Source organism: Flagellimonas sp. (genome assembly GCF_965233845.1).
In the GTDB taxonomy this organism is placed as follows: domain Bacteria; phylum Bacteroidota; class Bacteroidia; order Flavobacteriales; family Flavobacteriaceae; genus Flagellimonas.
In genome coordinates, this window is record NZ_OZ247584.1 from 812501 (window position 1) to 826769 (window position 14269).

At 42.4% G+C, this 14269-nt stretch carries 15 protein-coding genes (1 of these 15 only partly in view); 7 read left to right on the plus strand and 8 right to left on the minus strand.

The window, feature by feature from the left end; all coding sequences use genetic code 11:
- From ACO6S0_RS03685 to trhA, 3 genes are all read left to right on the plus strand, one after another.
- A protein-coding gene (locus ACO6S0_RS03685; protein WP_422350664.1) for a TonB-dependent receptor domain-containing protein crosses the window boundary here: on the plus strand, positions 1-825 show its final stretch. 2304 nt of this gene lie to the left of the window's left edge; the window shows 825 of its 3129 coding nt (coding positions 2305-3129); the start codon falls outside the window, past its left edge; the stop codon is at positions 823-825.
- Positions 826-886: 61 nt separating this feature from the next.
- Positions 887-2227 carry an amidohydrolase family protein gene (locus ACO6S0_RS03690; protein WP_422350665.1) on the plus strand — a complete coding sequence of 447 codons (1341 nt, stop codon included), beginning with the start codon at positions 887-889 and terminating at the stop codon, positions 2225-2227.
- 3 nt (positions 2228-2230) lie between these two features.
- Positions 2231-2863 carry a PAQR family membrane homeostasis protein TrhA gene (gene trhA / locus ACO6S0_RS03695; RefSeq protein ID WP_422350666.1) on the plus strand — a complete coding sequence of 211 codons (633 nt, stop codon included), beginning with the start codon at positions 2231-2233 and terminating at the stop codon, positions 2861-2863.
- Positions 2864-2918: 55 nt separating this feature from the next.
- Here the strand turns inward: trhA and ACO6S0_RS03700 are convergent, their stop codons facing one another.
- Together ACO6S0_RS03700 and ACO6S0_RS03705 are read right to left on the minus strand one after the other, a co-directional pair.
- A complete protein-coding gene (locus tag ACO6S0_RS03700; protein ID WP_422350667.1) occupies positions 2919-4112 on the minus strand; it encodes a hypothetical protein in 1194 nt (397 codons plus the stop codon).
- 145 nt (positions 4113-4257) lie between these two features.
- Positions 4258-4947 carry a ZIP family metal transporter gene (locus ACO6S0_RS03705; protein WP_422350668.1) on the minus strand — a complete coding sequence of 230 codons (690 nt, stop codon included), beginning with the start codon at positions 4945-4947 and terminating at the stop codon, positions 4258-4260.
- A gap of 56 nt (positions 4948-5003) precedes the next feature.
- Between ACO6S0_RS03705 and ACO6S0_RS03710 the strand changes: the two genes are divergently transcribed.
- Entirely contained in the window at positions 5004-6167 is a 1164-nt protein-coding gene (locus ACO6S0_RS03710; protein ID WP_422350669.1) for a THUMP domain-containing class I SAM-dependent RNA methyltransferase, read from the plus strand.
- Between the two features lie 21 nt (positions 6168-6188).
- Here ACO6S0_RS03710 and ACO6S0_RS03715 read toward each other — a convergent pair whose 3' ends face one another.
- Genes ACO6S0_RS03715 through rlmD form a run of 4 tightly spaced genes read right to left on the minus strand, consistent with a single transcriptional unit; the run spans position 6189 to position 9241 of the window.
- Positions 6189-6530, minus strand: coding sequence for a VOC family protein (locus tag ACO6S0_RS03715; protein WP_422350670.1), 342 nt, complete (start codon positions 6528-6530; stop codon positions 6189-6191).
- 11 nt (positions 6531-6541) lie between these two features.
- Positions 6542-7300: a DUF6048 family protein gene (locus tag ACO6S0_RS03720; protein WP_422350671.1), complete on the minus strand. Its 759-nt coding sequence runs from the start codon at positions 7298-7300 to the stop codon at positions 6542-6544.
- Entirely contained in the window at positions 7281-7799 is a 519-nt protein-coding gene (locus ACO6S0_RS03725; protein WP_422350672.1) for a DUF6452 family protein, read from the minus strand. The genes ACO6S0_RS03720 and ACO6S0_RS03725 overlap by 20 nt, the downstream gene beginning before the upstream one ends.
- A 29-nt stretch (positions 7800-7828) precedes the next feature.
- Positions 7829-9241, minus strand: coding sequence for a 23S rRNA (uracil(1939)-C(5))-methyltransferase RlmD (gene rlmD / locus ACO6S0_RS03730; RefSeq protein ID WP_422350673.1), 1413 nt, complete (start codon positions 9239-9241; stop codon positions 7829-7831).
- Between the two features lie 120 nt (positions 9242-9361).
- On the opposite strand from rlmD, the gene ACO6S0_RS03735 reads away from it, so the two are divergent.
- The 3 genes from ACO6S0_RS03735 to rocD all read left to right on the plus strand — a co-directional run bounded on the left by ACO6S0_RS03735 (position 9362) and on the right by rocD (position 11677).
- The gene (locus tag ACO6S0_RS03735; protein ID WP_422350674.1) at positions 9362-9904 is read left to right on the plus strand and encodes an RNA polymerase sigma factor; all 543 of its coding nucleotides are present in this window, start codon (positions 9362-9364) and stop codon (positions 9902-9904) included.
- A gap of 1 nt (position 9905) precedes the next feature.
- A complete protein-coding gene (locus ACO6S0_RS03740) occupies positions 9906-10286 on the plus strand; it encodes a DUF6768 family protein (RefSeq protein WP_422350675.1) in 381 nt (126 codons plus the stop codon).
- Between the two features lie 146 nt (positions 10287-10432).
- On the plus strand, positions 10433-11677 hold the full coding sequence (gene rocD / locus ACO6S0_RS03745; protein WP_422350676.1) for an ornithine--oxo-acid transaminase: 1245 nt from the start codon (positions 10433-10435) through the stop codon (positions 11675-11677).
- 67 nt (positions 11678-11744) lie between these two features.
- Here rocD and ACO6S0_RS03750 read toward each other — a convergent pair whose 3' ends face one another.
- Together ACO6S0_RS03750 and ACO6S0_RS03755 are read right to left on the minus strand one after the other, a co-directional pair.
- On the minus strand, positions 11745-12797 hold the full coding sequence (locus tag ACO6S0_RS03750) for a S66 peptidase family protein (protein ID WP_422350677.1): 1053 nt from the start codon (positions 12795-12797) through the stop codon (positions 11745-11747).
- Positions 12798-12905: 108 nt separating this feature from the next.
- On the minus strand, positions 12906-14162 hold the full coding sequence (locus ACO6S0_RS03755) for a carboxypeptidase-like regulatory domain-containing protein (protein ID WP_422350678.1): 1257 nt from the start codon (positions 14160-14162) through the stop codon (positions 12906-12908).
- Positions 14163-14269 lie beyond the last annotated feature (107 nt).

Genomic DNA, 14269 nt, shown 5'->3' on the forward strand with positions numbered 1-14269 from the left:
ACTAATGGAGGATATCGTTATAATGCTTCGCTTGGGCTTAGTAAACGATTTAACGGTTACAGTTCGTATCTAGGATATACCTACGGAAAAAGCAAGGATGTGTCCAGTACCGTTCGGAGCTCACCAGCCGCCAACTATGAATGGAATCAAGCGATTTTTGGGAATGAGCCTGGACTTTCGTTCTCCAATTTTGATCTAAGGCATAAAATTGTGTCTACCCAGGCCTACAGTTTTGATTTTGGGAATGATGACCGCTTTTTTGTTTCCTTCTTATATAATGGTCGTTCCGGTAGCCCATATTCCTTTATTTATCAGGGCGATTTAAACAGAGATGGTTCTTCTAGAAATGACCTGATTTATGTGCCTCAAAACCAAAGTGAAATAGCTTTGGTGGATATTACGGACGGCAGCGGGAACGTTACTGTTTCAGCTGCTGAGCAATGGCAACGATTGGACGCCTACATCCAAGGTAATTCTTATCTCAGCGAAAGACGGGGCAATTATGTGGAACGGAACGGCGCCAAAACCCCATGGAACCATGAATTGGATGCTAAGTTTGAATTCAGCAAAAATTTGGGGAACCAAAAAAGATTGACGGTTTCTTTGGACATGCTGAATGTTTTGAACTTTATCAATCGAGATTGGGGACGATTGGTCTTTGTGCCCAATGTGGTCAATTCCAGCTTTAGCTTGTTGAATTTTGTTGGAATTGAGAACAATGTACCGCAGTTTCAGTTCAATATCTCAGATAATGAAACTCCCTGGGTGGTCGACTTTCAAAATTCGAGATGGAGAGCACAGTTGGGGTTAAAATTTAGTTTTTAGCAGTTTCCCTTAAAGAGAATCGACCTTTCTCATTCATCAGATGTTTAGTACATTTAAGATTATGAAAAAATCAACACTCCTGTGGGCTTTGGTACTTTCGCTACCCATGTCCATCTTAGCACAACAAAAATCAATCAAAGCCCTTGTTGGTGGAACCCTAATCGATGGTTTTGGTTCTGACCCGATTAAAAATAGCGTCATCATTATTGAAGGGGAACGTATCAAAGAAGTTGGAACGATTGAAACACTTGCTGTTCCAGAAAACGCCGAAATTATTTCTACAGAGGGGATGAGCGTACTACCGGGATTATGGGACATGCATGTGCATACCATGATCAACGGCCATGCGGATTATGGATATTGGGACAAAACCTACCCACCCTTGTTTGAGGATGTGATCATGCCTTCTTCGGCCCACCAACTGCTGATGGCTGGGGTTACCAGTGCACGGGATTTGGGAGCTCCGCTCAAAGAAAGTATATCCGTACGGGATAGGATAAATAAAGGCGAAATTCCCGGGGCCACCCTGTATGTGTCCGGCCCATTTATTCAGCACAAACCCTATCCAGGAACAGAGGACTTTAGATGGGGCGTCAATAGCCCTGAGGATGGGAAACGAAAAATTAAAAAATTGGCGGATGCTGGGGTGGATGTGATCAAGCTTATTGATCATGATCAAATGACTATGGAAGAACTCCGCGCTGTGGTGGATGAAGCACATAAACATAATTTAAAGGTTGTGGCACACGGACATCGCCCCGAGGAAATACGGAGAGGTTTACAGGTGGGTGTGGATTGTTTTGAACATACCGGACTGTCCTCGGCACCCAAATATCCTGATGATGTCATGGAAATGATCAAGGAGCGGACAGCTCAAATGAACAAAGGGCCTTTGTTTTGGTGCCCCACCGTGGAAGGACTTTACAATTATGAATATACCAGAGACAATCCAGAAAAATTGGACAATGATTCCTGGCATTTAGGGTTGCCGGACAGTGTAATCACCGATATTAAAAATAGTTTTAAGCATCCTGATCGCTTGCCGTACTTTCAGTTGACGCCTTCAAGGAGACCTACCTTGCAGACCAAAATCCAGCAACTTTTGGACGCCGGTGTGGTTTTATTGGTGGGAACGGATAGTGGAATCCCTATGAAGTTTCACAGTCAATCTACTTGGAATGAGCTGGACGTTTGGGTGAATGAGTTTGGCATTGATCCCATGTACGCCATTAGGGCTGCTACCTATTGGCCAGCCCTTTGGACGGGTGTTGCGGATGAAGTTGGGACCATTACCCCTGGAAAATATGCAGATATTATTGCCGTGGATGGCGATGTGCTTCGCTACATTAGCCTGCTACAAGATGTGGATATGGTAATCAAGCACGGCAAGCAATACAAGTAGTCTTTGGATCGAGAGGAAAGGCTTTTGGTTCTGGAAGAAAAATGGAATACCTATTCCCATGGTGTGGGTGCGGTATTGGCGGTGGTTGGGTTTTTCTTTTTAATTCAAGGAGACTTTTCGGCTAAATATGCGATCCTTAGTATTGTTGTTTATAGTCTTTCCTTGATTTTATTGTTCACCGCTTCTACCTTGTATCATGGGGTTCGAGAACCCAAATTAAAGGCGAAACTTCGGATTTTGGACCATATCAGTATTTATTATTTGATTGCCGGAAGCTACACTCCCGTTTGTTTGTTGGTTTTGCAAGAGTCCAAGGGATGGTTATTACTGTATCTGGTCTGGGGCATTGCTCTTTTTGGGACTGTGGTAAAGCTGTTCTTTACAGGAAAATTTGAAAAACTGTCCCTCTTGCTTTATGCGGTAATGGGCTATTTGGTAGTTCTGGATTACAGTTTCCTTTCGCAAAATTTATCTTTTACAGGCTTGTTTTGGATGGCTATAGGTGGTGTTTTTTATACCCTAGGGATTTTCTTTTATGCGATGAAACGTATCCCTTTTAACCATTTGATATGGCACCTGTTCGTTTTGGGAGGAGCGGTTAGCCATTGGATAATGATTTACAAGATTTTGCAATGAACAAAAAAGAGAGGGAATATACCCTCTCCTTAATAATACTATATATTTTACTTGATTAGAATGCATACGCTGGCAGTGCAACTAAACCATAATAAACATTTTCATTATTTGTCGCAATTTGAGCTACATGAATCAATTTCTTAGTTTCTAGGTTTACTTCGGCTATATGGGTGTTCCCATGGGTCAAATTATAACAGAGCGCATATAATGTTCCTGAACCATCCCTTACCAAATTCCTTAAATAATATCCAATGGGTTCTTCGTGCTCAAAACCTTCCAAAGTCAATTCAATAACTTCGGTGATTTCACCTTCTAAGTTGCTCTTATAGATTTTAAATATATCAGATTGCCCACTTCCAATGAGAACTTCATCGGTATTGGAACCAAAGGTCATCCCCAAACCGCAACAGGGAATATCATCACCTGTAAATGGCATTGGATCGGAATTGGTACCTTCCAGTTCAAATTCAAACAAACTTGGGGTGCCTTGGCCCAATCCAAAACCTCCTGTTGCTAAAAGTTTATTATCTGTGGTGACGACTAAATCTGAAATCCCCTTCCAAATTGCAACATTTTGTTCGTTCACAATTTGGTCATTTTCGTTGATTACTGTCGCTTGCTTAGAATTGAGATCCACCACGTATAACATTGATTTGAAATTGCCAATTTTTGCAGTTGAAACATACATTTTACCATCATTATAATTGTAAATAACACCACGAACTCTATTTAAGGGAACTTCCCCTTGCAAAAAGGTAAAAGCAGGAGTCAACCCGCCATCGCTTACATCCAGAACGTAAAATTGCCCTGTATCCTTATCAGAAACCAAAAGTTCCATTTTATCAGTAACTGTGGCTGCAAGGGTGATATCACTTTCCTTGACCACAAACTTGGCCAGATCACTCTCAGTATCAGCGGGTGCCAAAGAAGAACCTGACCAATCAAAATAAAAGTCTTCTTCGTAAATGTCCACTTCCCCATTGTTGATTTTAACCCAAAGCTCATCTCCCTTGGATAAATCTTGGGGCTTTTCCACTGTATAAGATTCTCCATTATCAATGGAATACCAAAAAGATAGCTCTCCAGGAGCGGTATAGCCATCATCATTGATAGTGGCTTGGGTAATATTGTAAAAAGTTTCTGTTGGCCCATCATCCGGGTTGCTCGGGGAATCATCTTTACCGCAGCCAAATTGTACAAATGCCCAACTCGCCATCAAGGCATAAAGGGCTAATTTTCTCATTTTCATTTGTAAAAGGTTTTAAGGGTTATGGCGCGAATGTAATTGGCGAAACCTTCCCAAAAGGGTATCAATGGACGGAAGCCCGTTTTGAATTGACGGATACCCTTTTTGAATTGACGGATTTTTTTAACTCCCTAAGAAAACCAAGTATTTACAGAAAATAGGCCAAGCCCACACCTAGAATAATGACCACCAATTTTCTAAGATTAAAGGAATGCCCTTGGGAGCTTTCAAAAAGTATTATGGTGGAAATATGAAGGAACACCCCTATGGCCAGGGCTGTGAGCAAATGCCCGTAACTGTCCAGCCAAGTGGAATGATGCGCCAAGAAACTGCCGAGTGGTGTCATTAATGAAAAAGCAAGCATGAACAGAATAGCCCATCCTTTTTTCATTTTAGAGTTCAATAAAAAAATACCCAATACAATAGCCACAGGAATTTTATGGATCACGATTCCATATAAAATCGGTTCATTACCATGGATGGGGGTGCCTTCAATCAAAGCATGGAGGGACAAACTCAAAAAAAGAAGTAAGGGAAAGTCGGTTTTCTCCAGATCCAAATGCATGTGGCCATGCTCTGCTCCCTTGGAAAAAAACTCCAGAAATATCTGGAGCAAAATCCCGGCCAATATAAATATGGCCGTGGTTCTTGGACTTTGATGTTCGTAGACTTCAGGAAGGAGCTCAAAAAACGTCAGGGCCAATAAAAATGCGCCACTAAAAGCCAATAACAGGCGTACGTTTTTTTTATCCTTGGTCTGCGTGAGCCGTGCAAAGGCAAATCCGGCCCAAACCGCCAAAATCGGTATTACATAAATCAAAACAATGGGGAATTCCATAGGTTGGATTGAAGGCGTAAAAATAGCCTATTTTTGCCGAAAGATTTTCATAGGAGATGGCAGGAAATTTTAGAATGTTGGCCAAAACTTTATACGGTTTTGAACCGTTGTTGGCCAAAGAACTTCGCAACTTGGGTGCAGGTAGGGTAGAGGAAGGGGTCAGGAATGTGTCCTTTGAAGGCGATACTGGTTTTATGTACAAGGCCAACCTTAGCCTACGCACTGCCTTGAAGGTCATGAAACCTATCTCCAAGTTTAGGGTACATAACGAAAAAGAGCTGTACCGTAACGTATACCAAATGGATTGGCCCAGCCTTTTTAGGGAGGACAAGACCTTTGCTATTGATACGACCATGAGCTCAGATGTTTTTAGAAATTCCATGTTTGTGTCCCAGCGAGCCAAAGACGCAATCGTGGATAAATTTAGGGCTGTAACACGACAACGACCCAATGTGGATTCCCATGATCCAGATGTTCGTATCAATATTCATTTGTATCGAAACAATTGTACGGTTTCTTTGGACAGCTCTGGGCCATCTTTGCACCAGCGCGGGTACCGAATCGCTACCAATATTGCCCCCATCAACGAGGTTTTGGCCGCGGGATTACTTTTACACAGTGGATGGGATGGTCAGACGGACTTTTTGGACCCCATGTGCGGTAGCGGGACATTTTTGATTGAGGCAGGGATGATTGCCTGTAATATTCCAGCGAATATCAATAGGGAATGTTATGCTTTTCAACATTGGAAGGACTATGATGCGGACTTACATGAGAAGATCGTAAATGCCAGTTTGAACAAAACCAGAGAGTTTCACCACAGAATTTTTGGATACGATAAGGCACCATCTGCGGTGAGAAAAGCCCAGGAAAATGTGGATAATGCCAATCTTTCAGATTACATTACCATAGAGCGCAAGGATTTTTTTCGAACCGAGAAACCTACAGATTCCAAATTGCACATGGTGTTTAACCCACCTTATGGAGAACGCCTACAAATCAATCCTGATGAATTCTATACGAAAATAGGAGATGCTCTAAAGCAGCATTATCCGGGAACCGATGCCTGGTTGATCACTTCCAATTTGGAAGCCCTAAAGCATGTGGGGCTTAAAACTTCCAGGAAGATAAAGACCTTTAATGCCAAGTTGGAGTCCAGACTGGTAAAATATGAAATGTATTCCGGAAGTAAGAAGAAGGGAAAGTCTGATAAGGACTGATACCTTTTGGCTTCTTAGTGCCTATTTATCTGACCAGATAGCCAATTCATTGCCTGCTGGATCCTTAAAATGGAACCGACGTCCGCCAGGGAAGGAAAAAATGGGTCTGCAAATCTCAGCTCCTGCTTCAACCACTTTATCTTGAATTTCCGATAGATTTTCATGATAAAGTACCACCAATGTACCATTGACAACGTTGTCCTCAGTTAGTTCAAAGCCACCTTCCAAACCACTATTGGAAAAAGCGGTATAGGTGGGACCAAAATCGGTAAAAGTCCATCCAAACGCTTGTTGATAAAACGCCTTTACTTTTTCAATGTCATTGGTTTTGAATTCAACGTAGTTGATGCGACTGTTCTCCATAGTTTCCGTATTTATTCTGCGGGTTGCTCTTTTTGTTTCTTGGACTTTTTGTAAAATGGAATCAAATAGGACAGGGTGTAATTATAGCTTACCCCAAAGTTACTTCCATCCGTTACCCGATTGAATCCCGGAATCCATAAATTGGGAAATTGGTCATCCTCTGTATTGGTCACCAAGAATCCCAAACGGGCACTTATTCCTACATATATATTGGCAAAAAGTTCAGCTTTTATACCCACTACAAATTCCAACCAAGAGGCGCTGAGGCCACTAAATTCTTGACCCGGGGTGGTGCCGTTTAGAAAGTCGGTAGGACTGAAAAAACGATTGGAATCATAAATCTTATAATCGTTCAAGGTTTGACTAAAAGTGGCAAAGGAATATCTACCACCTATGATGATGGAATTTTGCATACCAAACCAATTCTCGTAGGTGTTCAGATCAACTCCCAGTTTAATATAACTACCCTTGGACGTATAGTTGTACAATGGGGTATTGCCCAAGTCTTCAAATAGGGTTTTTTCCTCATTTCCCAGTTCCCCAGCCAGATACAGCTTTTGGGAAAGTCTAAAGTCGCCCGTCACCTCAAAACCGGTGTAATCTTCATCCAAAAAGGAAAACACAAGTCTATTTAGGTCTGCACCTACCCTTAGACCGTATTGTTGCTTGTACTCCACCGTGTCTTTGGGCTGAAGATCAACAGGTTCGTCCTGTGAGATTCCCCAAAAAGGGAGACCTAAGAAAAGGAGGCTAATGAAATATTTTGACATGGATGCTATTGGAATTTGCTACGGTTTCTTGTTCTATGGAGATGTTCTGAATCCAATTGGTATCGCTATCGGGCAAGGTCACAGTCAGGTTGTCAAAATTGGCAACAAATCCACAGGCTTTGGAGACATAGGTTTCCTGCACGCCATAGTTTATGGTAATGGCATCGCTGTTTCCTGTTTCCTCCCCAGTGTCCGCATCGGCGGCAGAGTCCATAATGAGTTCGTAAGTGGTAGAGGTATTTGCTATCCGAAGGGGCACCAAAAGGGAATCTGGAGAATCTGAACGATCCGTGAAGGAATCATTTTCCAACACGCTATTTACGTCCAAAGAGTTGATTCGTATGGAAGGTACTTCCTTGAATTCTTCGGTATTCTCGGCATCGTAAAAACCGATGATCAACAAAGGGGTATCACCATCCACGCAAATATCATCTTTTTCGCAGGAAGCAGAATAGATCAATAAGAAAGCGATGAGTAAGCTAGGGAGTACTTTTTTCATTCAAAGTTTAAAACAAAGGTTATCAAAAATTATACCCGTTTCTCCAAAAGTACAACATTTTCAACGTGATGTGTTTGGGGAAACATATCCACGGGTTGCACCTTGATTACCTGGTATTTTTCATCCAATAGAGCCAAATCCCTGGCTTGGGTTGCGCTGTTGCAACTCACATAAACAATTCTTTGGGTAGCTACCTGCAACAGCTGCTCCACAACCTGTTTGTGCATGCCGTCCCTTGGTGGGTCGGTGATAATAACATCGGGCCGGCCATGTTGTTCAATAAATTCTGTAGTGAACACGTTCTTCATGTCCCCCACATAAAACTCCACATTGGATATGTCATTTCCAAGGGCATTGTTTTTGGCATCTTCAATGGCTTCGGGAACAGATTCAACTCCAATGACCTTTTTGGCTTTTTTGGAAACGAATTGGGCAATGGTGCCGGTTCCCGTGTAAAGATCATACACCAATTCTTTGCCCGTAAGACCTGCAAAGTCCCGAGTAACCTTGTAAAGTTCGTACGCTTGCTCAGAGTTGGTCTGGTAAAAGGATTTAGCGTTTATCTTAAATTTTAGGCCCTCCATCTCCTCAAAAATATGGTCCCGACCTGAAAAGCAGACCACATCCTGATCATAAATAGTGTCGTTTGGTTTCTGGTTTATAACGTAAAGCAAGGAGGTGATTTCAGGGAATTTCTCCATCAAAAAATTGAGCAATAGTTCCCTTTGTTCTTTGTTGTCCTCAAAGAATTGAAGCAGAACCATGACCTCCCCAATACTGCTTGTCCGCAACATCAAGGTTCTAAGTAAGCCTTCTTGGGCCCTTGGATTGAAAAAGGAAAGTCCATTTTCTACAGCAAATTGTCTAATGGCTGTTCTAATGGCGTTGGAAGGGTCTTCTTGCAAGTGGCATTTGTTGATGTCCAAAATTTTGTCCCACATGCCTGGAATGTGAAAACCCAGGGCATTGCGATCCAAGATTTCCTCCTCCGACTTGATTTCCTGTTCGGTAAGCCATCTACTACTCGAAAATGAAAACTCCATTTTGTTTCGATAGAAATATTGCTTCTCTGAACCTAGGATGGGCATGGTATCCGGTAGCTCCACCCCACCAATTCGCTGAAGATTGTTCTCCACTTCCTTCTGCTTATAGAACAGCTGGTGCTTATACGCCATGTTTTGCCATTTGCACCCCCCGCAGACCCCAAAATGTTCACATTGGGGATCTGTTCGTTTGGCTGAGCGTTGATGAAAATTGGTGGCAACTCCTTCAAAATAAGCCTTGCGTTTCTTGGTGGTCATTACATCCACTACATCACCAGGAACCGCATTGGAAAGAAAAATGACTCTTCCGTCCGGTGCTTTTCCAACGGATTTTCCCTTGGCTCCCGCGTCCACCACTTCAACCTGTTCAAAGGTCTGTCGCCTCTTATTTCTTCGCATGGCGCAAAAGTAGGCATAGGTTTTTATACAGAACAACTAACTTGTATAAATGTATCCCAAAAATTCCGTCAAACTTTTGAACCTTTTCCTTGGCAACACGTCCTTGTATTGAAAGTAGATATGAAAACAACACGTTTTGTATTTGATGGCTTAATGGTATTGGAATACCAGTCTGGGAACGTAAAGTCTTTGTCCGTGCTGGTGAACCGACATCATAATCGATTGTGCAGGCATTCGTATAGATATACCAATGATGTAGAAGCCTCAAAGGATATAGTACAGGATTCATGGCGGGTGATCATAAAAAAGTTGAACACACTAAAGGACCCCAATAGTTTTAGTAGTTGGTCCACCAAGATTGTAACGCACAAAAGCTTGGATTACCTAAACAAACTTAAAACCAGTCAAAGGAACCTGAAAAGTTATGCGGAAAACAATCAAGAGCAAGTGCCAAAGGGAAATGATGACACGGGAAAGGTAACCCAGCTGTTGAGCGCAATAAAGGAGTTACCTGAAAACCAGCAAATGGTATTGAAGTTGTTTTATACGGAAGAATACTCCCTAAAAGAGATTGCCGAAATTTTGGAAATATCCGTGGGTACCACAAAATCACGATTGTACCACGCAAGAGAAAAGTTGAAGAAAATTTTAAAAAATAAATAAGATGAAAAAAGAGATGGAAGAAATAGACAAGTTGATCAAGGAAGCACTGACCCAGGAAGAGGCCAAATTTTACGATGAACTGGGAGAACAGAATGTCTTGGAAAAGTTTGGAGGAATTTTTAAGGGTAAAATGGGCTGGTTGGCCGTTATCATGAACATCATGGTGCTGATATTTTTCGGACTCCTGATCTACTGCTCCATACAATTTTTAGATTCCGAAGCTACCAATGACCTTATTAAATGGGGTATGGGCATATTTGTTTCCAGTTTGATTATGAGCATGCTCAAAGTTTATTTTTGGATGCAAATGGACAAAAACGATGTGCTTCGGGAATTAAAACGATTGGAGCTGCAAATCTCTGTGCTTTCCCATAAAAAGTGACCTACAATTCACTTTTAATTGGATAAAAATTTGATATTTTTGCGACACTACTAGGGATGATTTCTCTCCCACGCTGCTTTTTCGAGTCCTCGAAAGAATAAAGGTACAGAAGGAATGGTTGTTTTATCAATTTAAAAATTACTAAAATGGCTGTTTTAGAACATTTAACGTCGCAGCAAGCGATTGATCTAGAGAACAAGTACGGAGCCCACAATTATCATCCACTACCCGTTGTACTGAGCAGGGGAGAAGGTGTATACGTTTGGGACGCTGAAGGAAAAAAGTATTATGATTTTTTGTCGGCCTACTCGGCTGTGAACCAAGGCCATTGCCATCCAAAGATTGTTGGGGCCATGGTAGATCAGGCAAGAACCCTGACCTTGACTTCCCGAGCATTCTACAACGACATGTTGGGGATTTATGAAAAGTATGTGACCTCCACCTTTGGGTTTGACAAATTACTGCCCATGAACACTGGGGCAGAAGCGGTTGAAACGGCTTTAAAGATTTGCCGTAGATGGGCTTATCAGAAAAAGGGTATTCCTGAGAATCAGGCGAAGATCATTGTGTGTGAGAACAACTTCCACGGAAGGACTACAACAATTATCTCTTTCTCCAACGATCCCGTTGCAAGGGAGAACTACGGACCCTATACCGAGGGTTTTGTTAAGATTGAATACGATAATCTGCAAGCTTTGGAAAATGCCTTGATCGCTAATCCAGATGTGGCAGGATTCCTGGTTGAGCCTATTCAGGGTGAAGCAGGAGTCTATGTACCCTCAGAAGGCTACTTGACAGCGGCCAGGGCACTTTGCGAGCAGCACAACGTTCTTTTTATCGCGGATGAGGTGCAAACGGGAATAGCCCGTACAGGAAAACTATTGGCCGTTGATCATGAAGACGTAAAACCGGATATTTTGATTTTGGGCAAAGCCTTGTCCGGTGGAGCTTATCCAGTGTCTGCGGTTTTGGCCAATGATGAAATCATGGATGTCATTACTCCGGGAAGCCATGGAAGTACTTTTGGTGGTAATCCCGTTGCAGCTGCCGTTGGAATTGCCGCCCTTGAGGTGGTCAAGGAGGAGCAATTGGCAGAAAACGCCATGGAATTGGGTGAAATTTTTAGAGAAGAACTCAACAAGTTCATTCCTAGCTGCGATTTGGTTTTAAAAGTACGAGGAAAAGGCCTTTTAAATGCCATTGTGATCAATGACACCGAAGATAGTTCCACCGCGTGGGATATCTGCTTGGCGTTACGCGACAATGGATTGTTGGCCAAACCTACCCATGGTAATATAATTCGATTTGCACCACCATTGGTCATGAACCATGAACAATTGATGGATTGCATTTCCATTATAAAGAAAACGCTTCTGGAGTTTGTAAAATAAAAAACGCTTCTTGGAATAAAGGCTCGGTTATCCGGGCCTTTTTTATGCATGCTACTAAATCTGAAGGTTATAAAACTGCGTTCTCCAAGAGCTCCATGGTCATTTTATCCGCATCCCAATGGGCATGGATACCAATTGGAAAAGTAAAGTTGTTGGGGACATGGCCAAAACTCATTCCATAGGCTGCCGGAATGTTTAAGGAAGCTATTCGGTCCATGAGTACCTCTTTTAGGGTGAAGCCGTTGGGACTTGGATCTCTATCGCATCCGGCGCAAACCCCAAAAACGATTCCCTTGGCTTTTTTAAATGTGGAACCTTCAATCAACTGTGTCAACATTCTGTCCATTCTATAGGGTGCTTCCTCCACGTCTTCAATACAAACGATGGCATCGGTAAAATCAATTTCATGAGGGGTGCCAACAAGCGCCACAATCAAACTTAAACTACCGCCTACCAATTTTCCCGATGCAGAACCAGTAGTTATGGTGTATCGCTCATATTCCGCGTTTTCAAGCATTTCCTTGTCCTCCAAAACCACATTTTCTATGGTTTGGGGGTAATTGGGGGATTCCAACTTTGCCAGCAATTGTTGCTTACTGTAGTCGTCATCTATTGTGCTACCCACGGGACCATGGAAGGTGACCAATCCAGTTTCTTGGTTGATGCCATTGAGAAGGGCAGTAACATCACTAAACCCCACCAATATTTTAGGATTGGATTTTATGTTGTCGTAATTGATCCTTTGCATGATTCGGGTGCAGCCATAACCACCACGGGCGCAGAGAATGGCATCTATATCGGGATTGGCGAACATTTCATTGAGGTCGGCCGCCCGTTGCTCATCCGTATCACTAAAATATCCGTGGTTTCCATGAATGCGATCCGTATGGAAGGGAACAAAACCCATTTCAACCAAGGTGGATTTCATTTCTTTTAATACTTCCGGTTTAACCGCATAGCCTGGGGCAATAAGCCCAATAGTGTCCCCTTTTTTTAATCTTTTGGGCAACAGTTTGATGGAATCCTTGGCAAAACCTTCAATGTTGGGTCTTACCTGGGAGACCAAAGTGGAAGCGGACAGCAGTGCAGATAGATTGATAAATTGCCTTCTTTTAAGCATTGGGTTTAGGTTTTACATGGTCTTAAAATAAAATAGCCACCTTAAATATGGTGACTATTTTTGACTTTATAATTTGTACTTGCCACAGTATGGTCTGGGAAGGTGCCACTAAGGTGCCGCAGATCCACCCTTAGACCTTGCTCTACGCAATTGCCGCTGTATTTTTTTTATAGCGGATTCTATAGATTTCTCTGGCTCGATGATGTTATATTCTCCCCAGAAATCAGGATCCGAGAATCCTAATGCCTCATCACTCAAAATAATGGACTTTTTAAGACGCTCCCTGACTTTTGGTAATTGTCCGTCCAAGTTTTTCTCCCAATCGGTTACCGCCATTTCGGCTGTCATACTATACACGGAGTTGAAAAGCTTGTCTTCCCAATCCACTTTGAATTCCAAAAGGACATTGCTGTATCCATAATACCATTTACCTCCTTTTTCGCGGTAGTCCACCCTATAGGCTACCTCCGTAGGCCATACATCCACCTTGGCGGGTTTTTTGCGCACAAAGAGTCTAGCTGCCTTGTACTTGTCCGTGATGTTAAGGGTATAAATGGCACTGGTCAAGGTTTTGTTCTCCACATCTATAAATAGCTCCCCCTGGTACAAGGGCTCTTTAATGCTCTCCCATTGATTGAACTTGATAACATAAATCAGCTGGTCGTTGATTCTGGTAGAACGGCTAAAGGTGAACTGGTAATCTTGAATGGAGCCTTCAGCGAAAATATATTCTGGATACTTCATAATATCAACATAAAGGGTGTTGAAAGGCCCGCCCTGAAGTTTCAGGGCTACGGTATCCAATTTGCTGTAGTCAGTACTCTTTCGGGCTCTATAAAGTTCAACCGCATCTTTACGAAGCGAACTATAGGGAGTCTTGTAAATGTTTACCACAGCTTCGGACAGGGATACATTTTTTCTTCGCTTTTTGATGGTTTCCCTATAAAACGCCGTCATCAGCGTGGGATCGTCAAAGTAATTGTCCCCTTTTCTGGCCAAAGTCTCCCTTACCAAGGCAGCTGCATCTTTTGGGGCGTTGATATTCACCTCCGATAGCTCTGTAACCGAAACCACAAGGGTAATCTTGTTTTTATTGGGCTTTAAATCGGCCAGCGGAATGTTCTTGCTCTTATAGCCCAAAAAGGAAACCACCACCGTGCCATCCGTCATTTCTTTGGGTATCTTAAGCAAAAAATTACCTTCCGTATTGGTGATCGTGCTTATGTTGGTGCCCTCCACCGATAGGGTGGCAAAAACCAAGGGCTTTTTGGAGGAAGCATCCCTTATTTCTCCCTTATATTGGTTAAAAGCATTGTCCCCATCCTGAACATCCTGAAATGCCATGGAATCCAAAGGGGAAAGCATCCAAATAAGTAATAGGAAACATGTTGGGACCAATCGAATCCTTTTATATAAAGTGTTGGAAAATAAATTCATAGCCTGTGATTTTATAAATAATCCTATCTATAAAG

Excerpts from the sequence above, each read along its gene's own strand:
- ACO6S0_RS03750 (WP_422350677.1), bottom strand. The coding sequence starts at position 12,797 with ATGCTTAAAAGAAGGCAATTTATCAATCTATCTGCACTGCTGTCCGCT.
- ACO6S0_RS03700 (WP_422350667.1), bottom strand. The coding sequence starts at position 4,112 with ATGAAAATGAGAAAATTAGCCCTTTATGCCTTGATGGCGAGTTGGGCA.
- ACO6S0_RS03710 (WP_422350669.1), top strand. The coding sequence starts at position 5,004 with ATGGCAGGAAATTTTAGAATGTTGGCCAAAACTTTATACGGTTTTGAA.
- ACO6S0_RS03705 (WP_422350668.1), bottom strand. The coding sequence starts at position 4,947 with ATGGAATTCCCCATTGTTTTGATTTATGTAATACCGATTTTGGCGGTT.
- ACO6S0_RS03755 (WP_422350678.1), bottom strand. The coding sequence starts at position 14,162 with ATGCTTTCCCCTTTGGATTCCATGGCATTTCAGGATGTTCAGGATGGG.
- ACO6S0_RS03720 (WP_422350671.1), bottom strand. The coding sequence starts at position 7,300 with ATGTCAAAATATTTCATTAGCCTCCTTTTCTTAGGTCTCCCTTTTTGG.
- rocD (WP_422350676.1), top strand. The coding sequence starts at position 10,433 with ATGGCTGTTTTAGAACATTTAACGTCGCAGCAAGCGATTGATCTAGAG.
- ACO6S0_RS03715 (WP_422350670.1), bottom strand. The coding sequence starts at position 6,530 with ATGGAGAACAGTCGCATCAACTACGTTGAATTCAAAACCAATGACATT.
- ACO6S0_RS03690 (WP_422350665.1), top strand. The coding sequence starts at position 887 with ATGAAAAAATCAACACTCCTGTGGGCTTTGGTACTTTCGCTACCCATG.
- ACO6S0_RS03735 (WP_422350674.1), top strand. The coding sequence starts at position 9,362 with ATGAAAACAACACGTTTTGTATTTGATGGCTTAATGGTATTGGAATAC.
- rlmD (WP_422350673.1), bottom strand. The coding sequence starts at position 9,241 with ATGCGAAGAAATAAGAGGCGACAGACCTTTGAACAGGTTGAAGTGGTG.
- ACO6S0_RS03740 (WP_422350675.1), top strand. The coding sequence starts at position 9,906 with ATGAAAAAAGAGATGGAAGAAATAGACAAGTTGATCAAGGAAGCACTG.
- ACO6S0_RS03725 (WP_422350672.1), bottom strand. The coding sequence starts at position 7,799 with ATGAAAAAAGTACTCCCTAGCTTACTCATCGCTTTCTTATTGATCTAT.